General features: G+C 63.7%; 15 protein-coding genes. 6 read left to right on the top strand and 9 right to left on the bottom strand.

What is annotated here, in order from left to right:
- Together ACYQ26_RS07660 and ACYQ26_RS07655 are read left to right on the top strand one after the other, a co-directional pair.
- A partial coding sequence (locus ACYQ26_RS07660; RefSeq protein ID WP_459808282.1) for a hypothetical protein occupies window positions 1-366 on the top strand: 366 nt, incomplete at its 5' end.
- A gap of 739 nt (window positions 367-1,105) precedes the next feature.
- Window positions 1,106-2,131 (top strand): asparaginase, encoded by a 1,026-nt coding sequence (locus ACYQ26_RS07655; protein WP_459808281.1) that lies wholly within the window; start codon window positions 1,106-1,108, stop codon window positions 2,129-2,131.
- On the opposite strand, the gene ACYQ26_RS07650 is transcribed toward ACYQ26_RS07655, so the two are convergent.
- Both ACYQ26_RS07650 and ACYQ26_RS07645 read right to left on the bottom strand, forming a co-directional pair.
- Complete coding sequence (locus ACYQ26_RS07650) at window positions 2,122-3,021, bottom strand: polysaccharide deacetylase family protein (protein ID WP_459808280.1); 900 nt, start codon at window positions 3,019-3,021, stop codon at window positions 2,122-2,124. The two genes, ACYQ26_RS07655 and ACYQ26_RS07650, sit on opposite strands and share 10 nt — an antisense overlap.
- Before the next feature lie 231 nt (window positions 3,022-3,252).
- Window positions 3,253-4,599 carry a M14 family zinc carboxypeptidase gene (locus tag ACYQ26_RS07645; protein WP_459808279.1) on the bottom strand — a complete coding sequence of 449 codons (1,347 nt, stop codon included), beginning with the start codon at window positions 4,597-4,599 and terminating at the stop codon, window positions 3,253-3,255.
- Window positions 4,600-4,690: 91 nt separating this feature from the next.
- Between ACYQ26_RS07645 and ACYQ26_RS07640 the strand changes: the two genes are divergently transcribed.
- A complete protein-coding gene (locus tag ACYQ26_RS07640; RefSeq protein ID WP_459808278.1) occupies window positions 4,691-4,891 on the top strand; it encodes a hypothetical protein in 201 nt (66 codons plus the stop codon).
- Window positions 4,892-4,985: 94 nt separating this feature from the next.
- Here the strand turns inward: ACYQ26_RS07640 and ACYQ26_RS07635 are convergent, their stop codons facing one another.
- From ACYQ26_RS07635 to ACYQ26_RS07610, 6 genes are read right to left on the bottom strand one after another with little or no spacing between them, the layout of a single operon-like run.
- A complete protein-coding gene (locus ACYQ26_RS07635) occupies window positions 4,986-6,350 on the bottom strand; it encodes an aryl-sulfate sulfotransferase (protein ID WP_459808277.1) in 1,365 nt (454 codons plus the stop codon).
- Window positions 6,351-6,365: 15 nt separating this feature from the next.
- On the bottom strand, window positions 6,366-6,605 hold the full coding sequence (locus ACYQ26_RS07630) for a hypothetical protein (RefSeq protein WP_459808276.1): 240 nt from the start codon (window positions 6,603-6,605) through the stop codon (window positions 6,366-6,368).
- The gene (locus tag ACYQ26_RS07625; RefSeq protein ID WP_459808275.1) at window positions 6,602-8,152 is read right to left on the bottom strand and encodes a TrkH family potassium uptake protein; all 1,551 of its coding nucleotides are present in this window, start codon (window positions 8,150-8,152) and stop codon (window positions 6,602-6,604) included. The genes ACYQ26_RS07630 and ACYQ26_RS07625 overlap by 4 nt, the downstream gene beginning before the upstream one ends.
- A 60-nt stretch (window positions 8,153-8,212) precedes the next feature.
- Complete coding sequence (locus ACYQ26_RS07620; RefSeq protein ID WP_459808273.1) at window positions 8,213-8,899, bottom strand: potassium channel family protein; 687 nt, start codon at window positions 8,897-8,899, stop codon at window positions 8,213-8,215.
- Between the two features lie 5 nt (window positions 8,900-8,904).
- Window positions 8,905-9,237, bottom strand: a complete 333-nt coding sequence (locus ACYQ26_RS07615; protein ID WP_459808272.1) for a hypothetical protein — start codon at window positions 9,235-9,237, stop codon at window positions 8,905-8,907.
- Between the two features lie 15 nt (window positions 9,238-9,252).
- Window positions 9,253-9,636, bottom strand: coding sequence for a zinc ribbon domain-containing protein (locus tag ACYQ26_RS07610; RefSeq protein WP_459808271.1), 384 nt, complete (start codon window positions 9,634-9,636; stop codon window positions 9,253-9,255).
- 495 nt (window positions 9,637-10,131) lie between these two features.
- Here ACYQ26_RS07610 and ACYQ26_RS07605 point away from each other — a divergent pair, with 495 nt between their 5' ends.
- The 3 genes from ACYQ26_RS07605 (at window position 10,132) to ACYQ26_RS07595 (ending at window position 17,946) form a co-directional block, all read left to right on the top strand.
- Window positions 10,132-10,875, top strand: coding sequence for an Lrp/AsnC family transcriptional regulator (locus ACYQ26_RS07605; protein WP_459808270.1), 744 nt, complete (start codon window positions 10,132-10,134; stop codon window positions 10,873-10,875).
- 210 nt (window positions 10,876-11,085) lie between these two features.
- Window positions 11,086-12,633 carry a TrkH family potassium uptake protein gene (locus tag ACYQ26_RS07600; protein WP_459808269.1) on the top strand — a complete coding sequence of 516 codons (1,548 nt, stop codon included), beginning with the start codon at window positions 11,086-11,088 and terminating at the stop codon, window positions 12,631-12,633.
- 468 nt (window positions 12,634-13,101) lie between these two features.
- Complete coding sequence (locus ACYQ26_RS07595) at window positions 13,102-17,946, top strand: beta-galactosidase small subunit-related protein (RefSeq protein WP_459808268.1); 4,845 nt, start codon at window positions 13,102-13,104, stop codon at window positions 17,944-17,946.
- Window positions 17,947-18,170: 224 nt separating this feature from the next.
- On the opposite strand, the gene ACYQ26_RS07590 is transcribed toward ACYQ26_RS07595, so the two are convergent.
- Window positions 18,171-18,698, bottom strand: a complete 528-nt coding sequence (locus ACYQ26_RS07590) for a TrmB family transcriptional regulator (RefSeq protein WP_459808267.1) — start codon at window positions 18,696-18,698, stop codon at window positions 18,171-18,173.
- Window positions 18,699-18,859 lie beyond the last annotated feature (161 nt).

Here is an 18,859-nt window from a genome sequence, read left to right as displayed (position 1 = left end):
AGTGACAAGCCCGGCGATGGGACACACCGTGAGGTGAACGATCGCTACGACGATCCGTACACGGACGACCAGGACAGCGGGTGGCTCCCCTACTACCCCTCGTGGGGGTGGGGTGGCGGATGGGGCTTTCCGTTCCCCGCCCGCAGAGACGAGGCGGACTATCCCGACGAGGGGACGTACGAAGGTACCGCCGATAGCTACTCCGACGAGGACGACGACGGAAGCCTCTGGGACGAGGGGCTGATCACGCTGCTGATCGTCGCCGGTGTCGTCCTCTTCCTGTTCCCCGAGCCGGCCACCTCGGGGCTCGGAATCTTGCTCCTGTCCGTCGGCGTACTCGCGTGGCTCGTCGACTGGGCGCTGTAGTAACGGCACCGAGTGGCGGTCCAGTTCCGTTTTATTCTACACCACGTTTATACGCCCTAACCCGAGCCGGCCTGCGGTGAGACGGATGGATCGGGCCTCGAGGTCGTGTGTTCCCAGGTGTACTGGGCATACCTCCAGTCGATGTCGTCGACGGGACCAACGACGAACCGCTCGAGGTCGCGCCGATAGCGGACGTAGATCGGACAACGACGATACTACCGGTGAGTCCATATCGACAGTAGTCGGTTACTGATGGCGAGAGGGAACAAGCTCGCTGACCGTGACGTCGCGTGCAGCCATCCTGGAACATTCCTCACAGAGATACACGATAACCGTGGCAGCGCTGAGATACGTTATTTCCATGCGTTCACCCCCAGCATCATCGCATCGATTGCAGTTCATGGAACTCCTATGTCACGCGAAGTATTAACACGATCTATGGAGGTCGCAAGCGACCAGTAAATCGCCTCGGGTTCCAGCCGCGGAGTGTCCTCTCTACCCGGCTAAAAGCGATCGTAGTAGCGTCCCTGAACAGTGGTGGGTCTGACTCCACGGTAGGACTCCGCGCCCTTCAGGATGTGGAGAACGGCAACAGGTAAGCATCGTCTGACGACCGACGTTTCGAGAGCCGGCCCTACGAGCTCCACATCGGCTTCACCGATACCATCGCCGACGCGAGACTGCGGAGAAACTGCATTCCACCTCTCACTTTTTGGTCACCACCGTGGATGGAACCGCCATGAACGTCACCCTCCTCAGCACGGGCGGAACCATCGCGAGTACCGACGTCGACGGCGGGCCGAAACCGACCCGAACGGGCGCGCAACTCCTCGAGGCCGTCCCCGAACTCGAGTCCCACGCCGATCTCTCGGTCGAGGAGGTCGCGCAGGTGCCGAGCTTCGAAATGGACGCCGAGACGCTCGAGACGGTCGGCGAGCGCGTCCGCGGCCTCGAGGAGGATCGGTCGGTCGACGCCGTCGTCGTCACGCACGGCACGGACACGATGGAGGAGACGGCCTACTACCTCGACGTTACCGTCCGCCCCGAGACGCCGGTGTTCCTGACGGGCGCGCAGCGCCGGCCGGACGAGGTGAGTCCCGACGGGCCGCACAACCTCCTGACGGCGGTCCGCGCCGCCGCGGCGTTCGCCGACCGCGACGCCGGCGGGACGTTCGTCGCGTTTAACGGGGAAGTCCACAGCGCCCGAGCGGTGACGAAGGCACACACCTCCGCCCTCGAGGCGTTTCGGTCGCGAACCGCGGGTCCGGTCGCAACCATCGACCGGGGCGGGGTCGCAATCCACCGGACGCCACGCAGCGAGACGCGACCGATCGACGCGACGTCGCTCGCGGCGACCGTCTTCACGGTCAAAAGCGGGAGCGCCGTGACCGGCGACCTGGTGGCTGCCGCGCTCGAGCGCGACGCGGACGGGCTCGTGATCGAGGGAACGGGCCTCGGGAACGCGACCGCGGGCGTCGCCGACGCCGTCCGCGAGGCGATCGAGTCGGGCGTTCCCGTCGTCGTCACGTCGCGCTGTCTCGAGGGGCGGGTCACGCCGGTCTACGGCGCTGAGGGGGGTGGCGAACGACTCCGTGAGTACGGCGCCGTCTTCGCCGGCGACCTGTCGGCGCAGCAGGCTCGGCTGCGGCTCGCGCTGACGCTCGCGGCGTTGGACGAGGACGAGAACGATTCGGAAGCGATTCGGGAGGCGTTCGCGCCCGCCGATCGATCACGCACGGACGACTCGAGAGCCGATTACACGTAGTCGCTCTGACTCTCGTACACCGACGGATCGTCTTTGTACTTCTCGGCGATGGTCTCGAGGGTGACGAACTGCGCGTTCTCGTGGCCCTTCACGTACTGGATGAATTCCTCGAGCAGCGGGATCATGTGCGGTAGGCCGTGGATGTCCGGGTGGATCGTGAACGTGTAGACGCCGGCGCCGCGGCGGTTGTAGAGGTAGTCGAACTGCCGCTTGTAGTACTGCTCGTACATCATCTCCGGGTCCTTGTACCCGGCGTGGTAGATCGGCTGCTTGATGAACAGCATCGGCGGGATGTCGTCGCGGTACCAGCTGATCGGGATTTCGACGACGTCCGTTTCCTCGCCGTACCGGTACGGTTCCATCCACGTCTCGGGGTCCTCGTCGTACTGGATCTTCTCCCAGCTGTCGCCCTTGCGCATCCAGCCCGGCTCGAACATCCGCTCCATGAGGCTGCTGTCGTACAGGAAGCCGTGCTTTTCGACCAGCTCCGGCGTGTTCTCGCTGAACTCCCACCAGCTGGCGCGGTGGCCGACCGGCTCGGAGCCGGTGACGTCCTCGATGAGATCGATCGAGACCTCGAGGATCTCGTCTTCCTGCTCCCGCGAGAGGTCGGTCGGGTTCTCGTGGGAGTAGCCGTGGACGCCGAGTTCGTGGCCGTCGGCCGCCACCGCCTCGATCTCGTCGCGGAAGGTATCGATCGTGTGGCCGGGGACGTACCACGACGTCTCGACGTCCTGCTCGTCGAACAGCGCGCACATCCGCGGAATCCCTTCGTTCCCGGCGGCCAACCCTCGAGAGAGGTCCGCTGGCGAGTCCGCACCGCCGTACGATCCCAACCATCCGGCGACGCAGTCCGCGTCGACGCCGATCGCGACATCTACTGTTCCCATATGCGGTTGCGACTCTCGATAACCAGCGGGAAAGAAGTGTACCACGGTCGTCCGTGACCGTATTCGGATCCGACTGGTTCCGGTACCTGGCACCGTGTGGGCGAGTCAGTGTCGGCGGGTGTGAGGGTTCTTGCCACAAGGTCCCTGTCGCTCGAAGCCCCTCTCTGAATGCTGTGGCTTTGAGTAGAGGGAGAACGACCGAACGCTATCGTCGAGAAACGGTAGGGACGGTCAGCGACTGTCGTGTGGATTCTCGATTTCTTCGCTGAGCGGGATGTCGAAGTACGTCATCTCGTCGACGTCGTGAATCGACCCGTCTGCGATCCGTTCGAACGTGGCCGTGATTCCTTCGACGGTCGCTTTCACCATCGTTCCGAGGGCCTTGTGACCGCGGTCGTCGCTCTGGTGAGAGACCTCGTAGAGCGCCCCCGCGGCGTCGGTCTGCGGACACAGCGCGTCGAGGTACGAGCCCCAGAGCGGTCCGTAGCCGTACCGCGTGATCGTATTGAAGCGGCCCTGACCGAACTGCTCCATCTCGTCGGCGACCAGTCCGTTGAGCTGCAGGGAGCGAGTTTGGGCGTCGACCGAGAGGAAGGGATTCCCCTGTCCGACGTAGGGCGCGTAGTCGACGCTGTCGAGTCCGATGTACGTCGGGCCGAACGGCGCCATCACGCTCATGATCGACTGCCACTCCGGAGCGCTTTGGTTGCCGGACTCCGGATCGATCGTCGGCCCCTGGTGATGGTGGGTGATCGCCCAGTCGGGATCGGCCTCGAGGAACGACTCGGTCACCGCCTGCGTCTCCGGATTGATGTTCAGACCGACGTTCCAGAGTTTCTCGTACGGATTCCCGTCTTTCAGTTCGAGCGGCACCTCCTCGACGGGCATACTTAGCGTGCCGCGGTTCGGTTCCTCGTCGTCGACCGACCACCAGTCCTCCGGTTCGTCGAACGGCTCGTAGTCGGGATCGATGCTGAACCCTCGATTCAGATCGTATCCCGGCGGCTCCACGTCGTACGCGTAGGAGTTGGCGTTGATATACCGCGAGTCGCCTTCTTCCCATTCGGTCGTATTATATCGGCGCTGGCGGAATTCGCCGTCCGTTCCGAGTCCGTCGTCGCCGACGAAGTTCGCGCCGTCGGGATTCACTCGCGGGATGATCGTGATCGTCAGTTCGTCCAGAATCGCGTCGATCGTCGCCCCGGAGCCGTCCGCGAGCGTCTGCAGAATCTTCACCATCGCCTCCGCCCCGGTCGGTTCGTCACCGTGGATCTGGTTGATGATGTGAACGTTCTCGTCGCCGTCGCCGACGGTTACTTCCCAGATCGGATCGCCACGGCCGGCGGATTCGCCGATTTGCTCAAGCGTAATGCGGTCACTGCGCTCATCGAGTTGCCGGAGTCGGTCGCCGAGCTCCTCGTTGTCGAGATAGCCGTTGTAATTGACGGACTGCTCGTTCGGCGACCACGGACCGCCGGGCCGATATCGGTCGGTCTCTCGCGCGGTTACCGCGTTCGTCAGTCCGAGTCCGCTCACCGCAAGACCGGTCTCGAGGAACCGTCGTCGGTTGAGCTTCATAGCCATCCGATTCGTTCAGAGATAGATAAATAAACTTTAGTGTTATACACGATATCAAATTAGTTCAGAAAGATAACAACTGTGGCGTTCTGTGCCGACGGACGAGTTCGATCCGGTGGAAACCGGCCGGATGCGCGTGGAGCGGATCCTGTCTTCGACCGAGGAACGGACGCAGCGCCATGTTCACGTGGTCTCTCACGTGGCGCCGTGGCCGACGGCAACCGCACGAAACGCAACCCTTGAACACCTGCTCGAGAACGAACTGGACTTCCAGTGCGTCCCGGTAACCTGATCGAATACCGTCGTACAGAAATTGGCGTAACTACCGTAGAAATATACTCAATGGCCTGATTTCGACGAATCGACTCGAGAAAAACGACCGGTTTTCACCTCGCCCAGTTCAGCAATCGGTGACCGATTCCCGACCAGTATACCTCTAAGACGCCGGCCGTCACGGCTGCGATACCGAATACGCCGGCGACCGCCAGATCGCCGATCGTCATCCACGCCGGGGCAGCGTGGAGTACGCCATTGACGACGGGGCCGGCGATGAAGGCGACGAGCCAGGACAGACCGGTCTTCGAGGTTCGATCCGCTCCGGCGGCCGTTTCGTCGATGGATCCGTTCGCGAGTGCGGCCGTGCTCCGCCCGGTTGCGCTCTCGTCTCTGGTCCCGAGACGCTCCGCCTCGTAGGGTGTCGCGATGTCCACGCTCCAGACGATCTCGTCGGTCTCCGAGAGTTCGATCACCCGATCCCCTTGGGAATCCGTTACGAGCGTATGACCGCCTGGGAGTCGGTCAGCGTCGCGCGGCCACCGGAGCCGCTCGTCTCGCCACTCCCAGGTTCGCGTCCACGTTCCGTTTTCGAGCTGATACTCGACGACGCGATTGTTTTCCGAGTCGGAGACGATTACCGCCGGGCCGCCGCGGGCGGGCGGGAGATAGTCCGGATTATGCTGCTCGTAGAGGATCTCGTACGCGTCCTCGGCGCCGAGCGTCCAGTCGCGCTGGAGCCCCTCACCCGGCTCGAGAAAGACGACCCGATCCTGATTCCGGAGGCTGACCATCACCCGACCGTCCCCGAGCAGTTCGATGTCGTTGACGTGAGTCCAGTCGCCGGGTTGCCCGCCGCTGTCTGGATCGAGAGCCGCCTCGGCGCGCCACTCCCAGGTCACCTCGTCGGTGGTGGTGTTCAGCGTGAACACGCGGTCTCGAGCGATGTCGGCCACGAGCAGCCGGTGGTCGTCGATCCGGTCGACGTCGTGCCAGATGTCCCAGCCGGTGACGGCAGTGTGGATCCGTTCGGTCGTCCCGGTCGTGAGGTTGACGCGCTCGACTGCGACCTCAGCGCAGCCGTCGTCACCGGCGCCCTCCGTCTCTGCTTGGAGCCTGTCGGGACACTGGTCGTACCGGCTTCCGGCCACGTACAGAACGGTCTTCGAGCCGGGCGGATCAGGATCGACGTCGAAGTAGTTGCCGTACGTATCGTTGTGATAGAGCGGTCGTCCGTCGGCGCTGAACGCGACGATAGCTCCGAGACCGTCGTTCCCCGCCGGCGGATCGGTCGTAATGACTGTCGCCCCATCGCGGTTCTCGACGACGGGCGTTCGATCCGCGAGCGGTAACTGGGTCTGATTCGCCGCGGCAGCGGTCGCGTTCGTCGGTGCGTTAACCCACGCGATCGCAAGCGTACCGGCGGAGCCGACTAAGACGGCAAGCAGCAGCACTCGAAGGATAGTGCGCCGTTCCATTGTCGAGACGAGCCACTACCTGTGCCGACCACCCGCTTCTACTTGAGAATGGGGCTCTCGCCGAGTTCGATACAGGACGTACGTGACGAACGCGCCGATGTATGCGACCGCGAACGCTTCGGTGATGAGGGATCGATCCAGAACGACGATCAGTCCGATGACGAGAGGGCCGAGCAGTAACAGCGAATCGAAGACCCGGTCGTCGGCACCGGCTTCGAACACGGAGGTAAGAACCGGGAGATCGCTTGCCCTCATTGGTAGAGCCCTCCGCGCTTGAAGATCGTTCGGAGCATCACGAGAACCGGAATGATCTCGAGTCGCCCGATCCACATGTGAAAGAGGAACGTGATCTTCCCGACCGGAGGCAGCGACTCAGGGCCCGTGATCCCCGACGAGAGGCCGACGTTCCCCTGGGCGCTGGCGACCTCGAACACGACGTTAGCGAGTGAATACTCCCCGGACGGGAGCGTGAGCAGCAGCACGAACGTTCCGACGACGAGGAACGTAATCCAGAGGACAACGATGATGGCCGCTTCCATAAATTCGCGGCTCGCTTCTTCCTCGTTCAGTCGCCGGCCGTTGATTTCCAATCGCCGAACGGCGGTCTTCGGATAGAAGACGTCCACTATGTGATACCGGATTCCCTTCGCCAGCGTCAGTCCGCGAATGAGTTTGATGCCGCCTGCGGTCGACCCCGCGGCACCGCCGACGAACATCCCGAACGCGACGGTCAACTGCGCGTGCGACGGCCACCGTCCGAGCGCGACGTTCGTGGCGTCGACGGCCGTCTGGAACCCGGTACAGGTGGCCGCGGAGACGAACTGAAACAGGCCGTAGCGGAGGGCGGCGAACGGCGTCTCGTACGGGCCAGCGACGTAGAGGAAACTCCACAGCAACGCCGACCCGATGCCCATGTAGCTGAACACCCACCGGGTCTGGAGGTCCGAATAGAAGTTCCGCAGGTCGCCCTGCAGGATGAGGTAGTGGACCGGAAACGCGATGCTGCCAAGCAGCATGATCGGAATCAACGCGAAGTCGATCGCGACGCTGTCGTAGGTCGCAATCGAGTTGTCCCTGATCGAGAACCCGCCGGTCGCGAGACCGGTCATCCCGTGGTTGATCGCGCCCCAGATCGGCATTCCCGCCAGCCACAGCGCGATGATCGAGACGAACGTAAACAGGATGAAGATCCACCAGATCGTCCGAACCGTCGACACGACGCTCGGGTGGATCTTCTCGGAGCGAGCCTCGCTTTCGTAGAGCGTCAACGAACCGCTCCCCGGGCGCGAGAGGATCGCCGTCGTTAGGACGATCACACCGACCCCGCCAACCCATTCGGTAAACGTTCGCCACCACTGGAGCGTGCGAGGAAGCACCTCCTCGTTGTCGGTCATCGTGAGGCCCGTCCCGGTGAACCCGCTCATGCTCTCGAAGATTGCATTGAGGGGGTCGGTGAACGCTGCGAGCGTCGCCGTCTGCGCAGGCGTCGTGAATCCCGGCACGCCGAGCCGGACGCTCCACGCGATCAGGAGGAACGGGAGCGAGCCGAAGACGCCCACCGAAAACCATCCCGACGCCGCGACGATCATCCCGTGTAACCGGCCCGGCGCTTCAGCACCCTCGAACCGTCGATAGAGTAATCGTCCGAGTCCCAGCGGGACGAGGGCCGAAACGAGGAGCGCCGGAATCGCGAAGTACTCCCCCCAGACGACCGGCACGACGAGCGAGACGATCAGCAACCCGCCGAGCGCTTCGAGGATACGGCCGAGATCCCGCCCAACCGTGGCCACGGACCCGTTCATGCGTTCCCTCCGCCGACGATCGGATCGGTAGCAGGGTGCCCGGCGCAAATCGTGCGCAGTTCACTTCTCGCGGTCTTCATGGTGGCCGAAGATGCCCGTAATCTCCGGATCGGCGCCGACACCGGAGTACACGGTCAGCAGATCGCCCTCCCTGATCGTCGTCTCACCTAGAGGAGTGATCGGGTGGTCCATGCCATCGCGTTCGATCGCCACGACGAGCATATCGTCGGTGAGCAGTCCCGATCGGGCCGCTTCCTCGAGCGTCTTTCCCGCGATCGGTGCGCTCTCGGTGACCGTAATCTCGAACACTTCGGCGTCCTCTCCGATACGCATGTAGTCGACGATCGCCGGTCGCGCCACGGCGCGATACAGATACTCGGCGATGAGTTGCTGGGGGTTCTGCATCGTGTTCACGCCGATCTGCTCGAACAGTCCCATGTGCTCGGGATTGTGGACGACCGAGAGGACCGCGGGGACCTCGAACTCCTTCGCGAGCAGGCAAGTCATCACGTTCGTCGCGTCCTGGTCGGTCGTCGAGATGAGCGCGTCAGCCTGCGCGGCCCCGGCATCGTCTAACGTGTCCTTCGTCGTCGCGTCGGCGTTCAACACCAAACAATCGAACTCGTCGGCCGCTCGATTCGCTCTAGTTTCGTCGCGCTCGATGACGACGACCTCGTTGCCTTCTCTGGTCGCAATGTCGATGAGCGGGGCGCCGATATCTCCTGCACCGACGATGATAATGTACATATAGATCACACCTCCAGTCGCCGCGGTAGCGCTTCACGGATCGACATCGCCGACTCCTCCGGACCGCGTGCCGTCCTGCCCGTCCCGTCTATCCTCTCGAGATCAGCGGCGGTATCCCGATCGGCGTCCAGCTGCTCCCGTTGCCGTTTGGCTCGCTCCTCCTCGAACTCGAGGTCCCGGGTGACCGACGTCTGTCGGGGGACTTCGGTGACGGGTATGGCGATCAGTTCAGCGGTCCCGTCTTCGTGAGCGTGCGCGTTGACCGTAGCCGTTGCCAGTGGGAGCGGGTCATGCTCTATCTTCAAGCTCACAACCGGTACAACGAGATCAGCAATCATCGACGCTGACATGGCTTATCCCTCCGTATCTGGGTGATCGACGTCGTCACTGCCGCAATGCGGGCAGATATCGACATCGTCGTCAAACGTTCGTCCGCAGGTTTCGCACCGAGTTCGCGCTGCATTCTGAACGTCCCCGAGATACGCCCAGTGCAGCGATTCTGCCCCGTCGAACTGCTGCTTTCGTCTCACGTGATAGAGGGACGTAACATCCGTGTTCGGGCCGTCGGTATCCGGGTCAGGCGGATGCTTTCGCACGAGCGCGTAGGACCCGTGATTCTCGATCTCGAGGACCTCCCCGGCGGCGTTCGCTTCGATTTCCTCCTCGATGGAGGGCCGCACTGCGTCGATACGCTGCTCGATGTACGAGCGGAGGGATTTCAGTTCGGAGAGTTCCAACGCGTCGACTCGCTGGATCAGCGCATCGGAGAGATCGTCAGGCGGCGTCGGCTCCGCATTTGAGTTCCCCATGGTTCTACCTCCATCTCAGAGACGCTGTGAGATCGTTCGGTCCGCTGGCCAATTCGCTCGAGACGTGCAACGGGGACGGCTCGGACTCAACCGGTACCCGACAGGCAAGCCGGTGGCCCATTCCGTTCACTGAGTCGGGCCGCGTATTCGCATCGGCTGGTGGCGTGACGGGGGCGAACACGGCGGTCATACATGAAGATAAATTTTGGATCGATAAATATCCACTGGGTTCGTAAACGATTCCGTAACAACTACGGGCATAACGTTCTATTCGTTTGGTCCTCCTATCAGGAACTCTACCCGGTATTTTCAGCTGTTTCGATCGGATAACGGAGTGCCAGATCGTGGTATACCACCGCGATTTTAATCGGATCCCTAACGATAATATAAAGGTAGCTACGCAGCCAACTGCGAGATATAAATATGTCCGTTCAGATCGATACGATCGACGAACAGATCCTGTACTATCTGTCCCAGGAGGCCCGACACACCTCTGCGCCCGATATCGCGGCGCGGGTCGATGTCTCGGCGCCGACCGTCCGAAACCGAATCCGACGCCTCGAGGAGGAGGGCGTGATTCGGGGCTACCACGCCGATATCGATTATGAGAAAGTCGGCGGCCGGCTGACCAATCATTACGTCTGTAGCACGGGAAACCGAGACCGGAAGGAGATGGCTCAGCGCGTCCTCGATATCTCGGGGGTGATCAACGTCCGCGAGATCATGTCCGGAAAGGGCGACCTTCGAATTACGGTCGTCGGGACGGACACCGACGATCTCACGCGAATCGCACAGGAGATCACTTCGATCGGTATCGAAATCGACGACGAGGACCTGATTCACAACGAGTACTTCCGGCCGTACGCCCCCTTCGGACCTCGAGACGAGGAGGGCGCCTCACCGGTGACCGGCGTTGCGGGACTCGCGGGCGATACCGACGTCGTCGAAATCATCGTGCGAGAACGGGCTCCGATCGCCGGCAAAACGCTGCAAGAAGCGAACGAGGAGGGGCTCGTTCCCTCCGACGTGCTGGTCGTTCGAATCAACCGCGACGAAGGTACCATTACGCCGACGGGACAGACGCTGATCAAGGCGGACGATTTCGTCACGATCCATTCGCGATCGGGTGTTACCGAGGAGACGCTCGAGGCCTTTACTGGAGACTGAACTCGAGCCGCGAACCGAGATGTCGGAATCGAATTCAACGGGATCGTTCGGGGTTTGGGTTTCTGCGGCGGCGAGGAGTGCCGGCGGACACGCACTCAAAGCTCGGCTTCGACGCGGAGCCATCGCCGGTTCGTCTGCCGCGTTCTACAAGACGTCCCGACGCCGTTCCGAAACAACCATCCGACATCATGATGAGCCCACAGATATTCAATGAGGTCCCCTTCGACCACGCATGTCGATTATCGGGTCAGCGTGGCCTACGTTGGAACGGTCCTCAAGTATATCGGCGTCGCACCGTTGTTCCCGCTCGTTCTCTCGCTTTATTACGGCGAAGATCCGCTTCCCTTTATCGTGGCTAGCGTTGTCATGATCGGTGGCGGTTTCGTCCTGGAGCAGATTAATTACGACGGCGAACTCGGAAATCGAGAAGCATTCCTGCTCGTTGGTCTTGCGTGGCTCCTCGTCCCTGTTGCGGGGACGGTTCCGTACCTCGTCGCCGGGACGGGGACCGTTGCAGAACCCGTGAACGCACTCTTCGAGAGTATGAGCGGGTTCACGACGACGGGGGCGACGATTCTCGGAGAGATCTCCGTCGAGAGACACGGCCACGCGATGTTAATGTGGCGGCAACTCACGCAGTGGCTCGGCGGCATGGGCATTCTCGTGTTGATGATCGCCATTCTCCCGGAGCTTTCCGTAGGCGGTGCTCAGATCATCAATCAGGAGGCACCGGGACTCTCGCTGGAAAAACTCACGCCGCGAATCCAACAGACTGCGAGGGCGCTCTGGAGCATATACGCGGCGTTTACGGTCCTTGCGGCCGGCGTCTACTACGGCCTCCATCTGGCCGGCGTCGCACCGAATATGGGCCTCTACAACGCGGTCGCACACGCGTTGACGACGATGCCGACCGGCGGGTTCTCGCCGGAAGCACGGAGCGTCGAAGCGTTCACACCCGCGATTCAGTGGGCCGTAATGCCCTTTATGCTCGTCGCGGGGACGAACTTCGCACTCTTTTGGTACGTGCTGCAGGGCGAACCCCGACGGCTCGTAAACAACACCGAGTTCCGTGCGTACTTACTTGCGATCGCGGGCTTCGGTGCGGTCATCACAGGCCTCCTTTTTGCGGGGGTCGGTCTCGCCGAAACCCCGACGAACGTCGGTATCGTACCCGGGAACCTGGAAAACGCCCTGCGACAGGGATTGTTCCAGGTTATCGCTATCGTCACAACGACGGGATACGCGAGTATGGACTTCAATACGTGGGATGCCTCCGCGCAGACGATTCTGTTGTTCGCGTACTTCCTCGGCGGATCAGCGGGCTCTGCGGCCGGCTCCGTCAAAATCGTGCGGTGGGTGCTCGTGAAGAAGTCCATCGATCGCGCGCTCTTCACGTCCGTTCATCCCGACGCTGTCCAACCGATCCGGCTGCAGCAGGAACCCGTCGACGAGGAGACGATTCGAGACGTCTTTGTGTTCGTGTTACTGTTCCTCGGCCTATTTGTGCTCTCAACGGTACTCCTGTACCTCGATAGCTTCAGAACGTCGGCCGTGACGATGACGGGGCTGGAGGCGATGAGCGTCGCGATCGCGACGCTGGGGAACATCGGTCCGGGGTTTGGCGTCGTCGGTCCGATGGACAGCTTCCTGCCGTTCACCGCTGCGTCGAAAGTCTACATGGTGTTCCTGATGTGGATCGGCCGCTTAGAGGTGCTGTCCGTACTCGTACTGCTAACGCCGACCTTCTGGACCCGCTAATTGCGGCGAGCGATCTCGTTCCGATCGCTCGAACCGCTGTCGGGAAGCGATCCCATTCCAACTGCTTGAGTCTCTGTCGGGAGTGACCGTCCTTAAACGGTGACGCTACGCCCTCCCTCGAGAAGGGAGGAATTACTATCGACTCTCGGACAGTCCTTTGCGGAGGGTCCGAACTGCGGCCACAAGAGTGGAACTGAACCAGTTGAATAAGTAACCAATACCGCTGGATAGTGCTATTGAGGAATTTGTCGCCGTGTGACTGCCCGGAAGAAGACGTATACGCGATAATCCATTCAGCGACCCATTATATAATAACGGGCTACTGTAACTAATTACTGAATTAACATAAATAATAAATATATGATTGTGGATGTCGAGAGCGGGCCGAGCACAGGTCCGCGACAGTGCGGATTAGCGGTTCCCTAACGGCCGTCGCGGACTGGCTCACCGCTCGATCACACCCCCACCATGAGCGACACACGACGACCGAAGACGGAAACCGAACAGTCTCCCCGCGATCGACTCTCGCCGACGCGGCGGAGGTTCCTGCAGGTGACCGGGATGACCGCGCTGGCGACGGGCGTCGGCGCCCAGTCCGGCGGTGCAGTGCAGTCGGACGGGCCGGGCGAGCCCGGCCGGATCTCGAACCTCGCGGCGTACCTGGAGGACCCGGAGACGGTCGCGGAGAACGTCGAACCGACTCACGTGACCACCGCGGTTCCCTACGAGTCGGTCCGGGCGGCTCGTCGAGCCGACGAGCCGTTCACCGAACTCGAGTCGCGGTTCGCCGAGTCCGAGTACGTCCGCCTGCTAAACGGGGAGTGGCAGTTCGCGTTCCACGAGGATCCGTCGGATCTCCCCGACTCCTACGACGACCTCGCGGCCGACGACTGGGGATCGATCGACGTCCCCGGCGTCTGGCAGACCCAGGGGTACGGCCAGCGGATCTACACGAACAGCTCGATCACCTGGGACGTCTACGAACCGGCGCAAGACGGCGACCTGGACCCTCGCGACGACGGCACCGTTGACGTTCCCGGCGTCGGCGACGACGGCCTCAACCCCGTCGGGACGTACCGGCGGTCGTTCTCGGTACCCGCCAGTTGGGACGGCCGGCGGACGTTCCTCCACTTCGAGGGCGTCAAGCAGGCCTTCTTCGTCTGGGTCGACGGCGAGTACGTCGGCTTCCGGACCGGGTCGATGACGCCCGCCGAGTTCGATATCAGCGACCACGTCGAGGCCGGCGGCGACCATCAGGTCACGGTGCAGGTGTACCGCTGGTCCGACAGCGAAGCGCTGGAGACCATCGACATGTTCCGGTACGCCGGTATCTTCCGGAGCGTCTACCTGTTCGCGACGCCGGCGGTCCACCTCCGGGACTTCTACGCGCGGACCGACCTCGACGACGACTACGAGGACGGCCGGCTCCGGATCGACGCCGAGATCGCGAACTACGGCGACGCGCCCGCGGGGGAGTACGCCGTCCGCGCGCACCTCTACGAGACCGACCGGACGAAACCGGGGCGCGGCCCGCCGCGCGGGAAGGGCCAGAACGACGAGCAGGAGCGGGGCCCACCCGAGGGGCGCGGTCCCGACGAGGGACGCGGCCCGGGCGATCGGCCGCCGCGGGGGCGCAAGGTCACCACGGTCGAAGCGACCGCGACCGTCGACGAGAACGGCGCGGTCGTCGCGCTCGAGACCGACGTCGAGGACCCCGCCAAGTGGTCGGCCGAGCACCCGAACCTCTACCAGCTCACGCTCGAACTCGTCGACGCCAAGGGCCGGACGACCGAGGCGATGCTCGAGAAGGTCGGCTTCCGGACCTACGAGACCACGCGCGGCCAGCAGGGCGCCGAGGTGCTGGTCAACGGCGAGCCGGTCGACATCCAGGGGGTGAACCGCCACGAGACCGACCCCGACTTCGGCCGGACCGTGCCGATCGAGCGGGTCCGCGAGGACCTCGAGACGATGCAGCGGTTCAACGTCAACGCGATCCGGACCTCCCACTACCCGAACGACCCGTCGATGTACCGGCTCGCCGACGAGTACGGGATCTACGTGCAGGACGAGGTCTGCGTCGAGACCCACTGGTGGGAGGGACTGCTCGCGAACACCGAGGCCTACCACGACCAGGCCGTCGCGCAGTTCCGCCGAATGGTGTTGCGGGACCGCAACCATGCGTCGATCTTCAGCTGGTCGACCGGCAACGAGGCCGGAACCGGCGCTGAGCACCTTGAGATGGCGTCGCTGGCCGCCGACTCCGACGAGTACATCCCCGAGGACACGTCCGACGTCAGCGGCGTCGATACTGTCGAGTCTTTCGACGGCGAGCCCGAAGGGTTCGCGCCCGACCGCCTGCTCTACCACCAGCCCAACGGCGGCGGCTGGAACGTCGAGTACAGCGACATGCTCGGACCGCGGTATCCCGACGTCGGCACCCTGCTGTCGGTCGGCGACGGCTCCTACATCGGCGACGGACTCCGCCCGGTCGTGATGGGCGAGTACAACCACGCGATGGGCAACAGCCTGGGGCTCGTCCACGAGATGTGGAACGAGCACATCAAGCCGCCCGTCCGCGAGGCGACCGACCGGAGCGGTTCCGACAATCCGGGCGTGCTCGTCGGCTCGCCCGCGGTCGTCCCCGGTCCGGACGCCGCGCCGGGCGGGAATACGGACGGGGCGGTCGCCCTCGGCGCCGGCGACGCCATCGAGATCCGCCGCGACGCGAGCCTCGAGGTCGACGTCGGATTCGCGGTCGGCGCGACGATCCGCAGCGCCGATCCGGCCGCCGAGCACCCGATCGTCACCGACGACGATCGCTACGTGCTGGCCCTGGCCGGCGGCGAGCTCGAGTTCTCGATCGCGGGTGGCGAGGCGTCGGTTTCGGGGTCACTTCCCGACGGCGCGCTCGACGACTGGACGACCGTTGTCGGCGTCGCGGACGGGAGCGAACTCGCGATCTATGTCGACGGCGAGCGAGTCGCCGCGACGGGCCACTCCGTCTCGGACCTGCCGTCCGGCGAGGGGCCAGTCAGAATCGGCGCCGACGCGGGTCGACGCGACGGTCGCGACGTCGATCTCACCGTCGACGGCGTCGGGATCTACGACCGCGCAGTCGGCGCCGCCGAGGCGGCCGACGCCGACGGCGAGCTCGAGGACGGCGCCGTCGCGGCCTACGACTTCGCCGACCTGCTCCGGGACGAGAGCCTCGTCGGCGGGTTCGTCTGGGACTGGGTCAACCAGGACCTGAACGACGTCACCGAGGACGGCGAGGAGTTCCAGTTCTACCACAGCGACGGCCCGGACGGGGCGTTCTGCCTCAACGGGCTGGTCTGGTCCGATCGCGACCCCCAGCCCGAGATGTGGCAGCTCAAGCACGCCCACCAGCCGGTCGGGGTCGCCGACGCCGCCGTCGAGGACGGCGAGATCTACGTCTCGAACCGGTTCAACTTCACCGCCCTCGAGGCCCTCGAGGGGTCGTGGGAGCTGACCGCCGACGACGAGACGATCGACAGCGGCGATCTGCACCTCGACCTCGAACCGGGAGAGACCGAGCGCGTTGCTCTCGATGCGTCGGCGCCCGCCGACCCTGAACCGGGCGTCGAGTACCGGCTCACGGTCACGTTCGCCCTCGCCGAGGCGACCGATTACGCCGACGCAGGCCATCGGGTCGCATTCGAGCAGCTGGAGGTCCCCGTCGACGCACCCGAGCCGGCACCGGAGTCGCTCGAGGCGATGGCGCCGCTGTCGGTCGACGAGGGCGGCGACGTCGCCGTCTCCGGGGACGGCTTCGAGTACGTCTTCGACGCCGACACGGGGACGCTGTCCTCGATGACGTACGACGGCACCGAACTGCTCGAACGCGGGCCGCTCTTTACCCCGTGGCGCGCGCCGATCATGAACGAGATCCAGCAGTGGGGGAGCGCGCCCGCGCTTTCGTGGTACGACGCCGGACTCGACGAGCTGACCCACACGGCCGAGTCAATCGAGACGAACGCGCTCGAGGATTCGCTGGTCGAAGTTTCGGTCAACGGCTTCGCGGCGGGGACCGAACTTCCGCCGCCGCTACTGACGCCGGACGCTTCGGGCGAAGGCAACGACGGCGAGGTCGTCGGCGACCCCGATATCGTCTCGGGCCAGAGCGGTCAGGCCGTCGCGCTCGACGGTGATTCGCAGTACGTCAACGCGGGCACCGACGGCAGCCTCGACTTCGGCGCGCCGGGTTTCACGATTCAGGTGCGGTTCAAGGGGCTGCCCACGAACGGCGAGAACAACCCGTTCGTCAGCAAGGGCGACCACCAGTACGCGCTGAAGGTGTCCGACAGCAACGAGCTCCAGTTCTTCATCTACCAGGACACCTGGATCGTCCACAACGAGCCGGTGCCGTCGGACTTCGCCGAAGACGAGTGGCACACCCTGACGGGGGTCGCCACCGAGGACGAACTGCGGATGTACCTCGACGGGGAGTTGCTCGGCACCAGTAGCCACGGCGCGACGAGCATCAACCAGTCGCCGTACCCGGTACACGTCGGGCACAACGCGGAGAACGCGGACCGGTACACGGAGACGACGATCGACGAGGTGCGAATGTACGACCGAGCGCTGTCGGCGAGCGAGGTGTCGTCCGGCTTCGACGAACCGCCCGAAAGCGCGGTGCTGTGGTACGAACTGGACGAGTTCGAAGAAGGCGAGGCGACCGAGATGGGCTTCGACACCCAGTATCGCTACCGGATCTACGGGAGCGGCGATGTGCGGATGCGCGTCGAGGCCGTTCCGAACGAGCCGCTGCGCAACACGGTGACGGGGTGGCTCCCCAAGGTCGGCGTCCAGCTCGAGCTGCCCGAGCGCTTCGATGCGTTCGAGTGGTACGGCCGCGGCGAGCTCGAGACCTACCCCGACCGCAAGTGGGGCGTTCCGATCGGGCGCTACGCGGGCTCGGTCGACGAGCAGTACGTCCCCTACCTGCCGCCGACCGATAACGGTAACAAGGCCCAGACGCGCTGGGCGACGCTCTCGGACGGCGAGGTTTCGCTGCTCGGGACGTTCGACGACGAGGACGGTAACGTCAGCCTCGAGCAGTGGGCGAACCTCGACGACGCGCAACACCAGTACGAACTGGAGGAGCGCGGCTCGGTCGGGTTCAACCTCGACCATCGCGTGACCGGTCTCGGCGGGACGCCGACCGATCCGCTCGACCGGTATCAGGTCGAGGTCGAACCGACCGCGTTCAGTGTCGTGCTCCGACCGTTCGATCCCGACGCGGCCGATCCGATGGCGCTTGCGAACCGCCGCCTGCCCGACGCCGGCGAGTGAGCGGCCGACGCCGACGCGTTTCTTTTGGTCGGCTGACTGAGTACGAACCGCAACCGCCAGATCCACACCACCCGAGGCCAGCGGCTACGCACTCGAGACTTCCGACCCCGCCGAGCGCTCACCAGAGAAGTCGATGTCAGAGTTGGCCGGTCTGGATCGTCTACCGGGAACCATACAACCGTGAACTCCCTCTCGGGAACTTCACTCCGTTAGGGAAGCGAGCGTCAACCGTCGTCTCGCAACGGCGCCTCGAGTTGCGCGATGTCCATGATCACCTTGTTCACCGAATCGTCGACCGCGACGACGACGCCGGCGAGAACGAGGCTCGAAATGGGCGTCGGCCCGATGACGATCTCGTCGCCCTCCGAGAGGTCGCGAAGCGACTGCTGGAAGTGAACCTGAGCGCGACACGACTCCGGGTGGTGAACGTTCGTGAACTCGATCTCGTCGACGGTGGCGTCGATGCGATCGAAGTCCCGCGCGAGGGTGACCGTCTCGGCGTCCTCGAGTTGATCGCGGTCGAGGGCCTCGTACGCGCTGGCGGTCGGCTTGTAGCCGCCCTTCGGTCCGGGAATCCCCTCGACGAGGCCGAGCGACGTGAGCGACTGCATCTGATTGCGAAGCGTGCCGGCGTCTCGATCGAGAGCGCCCGCGAGCTGCTTGGCCGTTACCGGGGAATCCGCACCCTGAAATTCGTTGATAAGCGTCGTCAGCGTTCGTCGCTGCCGACTCGTGAGATCAATTTGACTCATACAGATCTTCGTCTAGTAGCAATGGGTGTGTTCATCTATTAAAGACTTAGGGGGACAAATAGCGGCTTTTCCCTAAATATTAGGAACGATCGTTAAGTACGGGCCCGAGTAGAGACCGCCCGTTGAGCGCTCGTCGCAGTGTGCATTCGAGACGTTCCTGA

This window comes from Halopiger thermotolerans (genome assembly GCF_054654555.1).
The sequence above is the reverse complement of the archived record's forward strand: the minus strand, read 5'-3'. Positions and strand labels throughout refer to the sequence as shown.

Coding starts and splice junctions, on each gene's coding strand:
- ACYQ26_RS07655 (WP_459808281.1), top strand. CDS start 1,106: ATGAACGTCACCCTCCTCAGCACGGGCGGAACCATCGCGAGTACCGAC.
- ACYQ26_RS07650 (WP_459808280.1), bottom strand. CDS start 3,021: ATGGGAACAGTAGATGTCGCGATCGGCGTCGACGCGGACTGCGTCGCC.
- ACYQ26_RS07645 (WP_459808279.1), bottom strand. CDS start 4,599: ATGAAGCTCAACCGACGACGGTTCCTCGAGACCGGTCTTGCGGTGAGC.
- ACYQ26_RS07635 (WP_459808277.1), bottom strand. CDS start 6,350: ATGGAACGGCGCACTATCCTTCGAGTGCTGCTGCTTGCCGTCTTAGTC.
- ACYQ26_RS07630 (WP_459808276.1), bottom strand. CDS start 6,605: ATGAGGGCAAGCGATCTCCCGGTTCTTACCTCCGTGTTCGAAGCCGGT.
- ACYQ26_RS07625 (WP_459808275.1), bottom strand. CDS start 8,152: ATGAACGGGTCCGTGGCCACGGTTGGGCGGGATCTCGGCCGTATCCTC.
- ACYQ26_RS07620 (WP_459808273.1), bottom strand. CDS start 8,899: ATGTACATTATCATCGTCGGTGCAGGAGATATCGGCGCCCCGCTCATC.
- ACYQ26_RS07615 (WP_459808272.1), bottom strand. CDS start 9,237: ATGATTGCTGATCTCGTTGTACCGGTTGTGAGCTTGAAGATAGAGCAT.
- ACYQ26_RS07605 (WP_459808270.1), top strand. CDS start 10,132: ATGTCCGTTCAGATCGATACGATCGACGAACAGATCCTGTACTATCTG.
- ACYQ26_RS07600 (WP_459808269.1), top strand. CDS start 11,086: ATGAGGTCCCCTTCGACCACGCATGTCGATTATCGGGTCAGCGTGGCC.
- ACYQ26_RS07595 (WP_459808268.1), top strand. CDS start 13,102: ATGAGCGACACACGACGACCGAAGACGGAAACCGAACAGTCTCCCCGC.
- ACYQ26_RS07590 (WP_459808267.1), bottom strand. CDS start 18,698: ATGAGTCAAATTGATCTCACGAGTCGGCAGCGACGAACGCTGACGACG.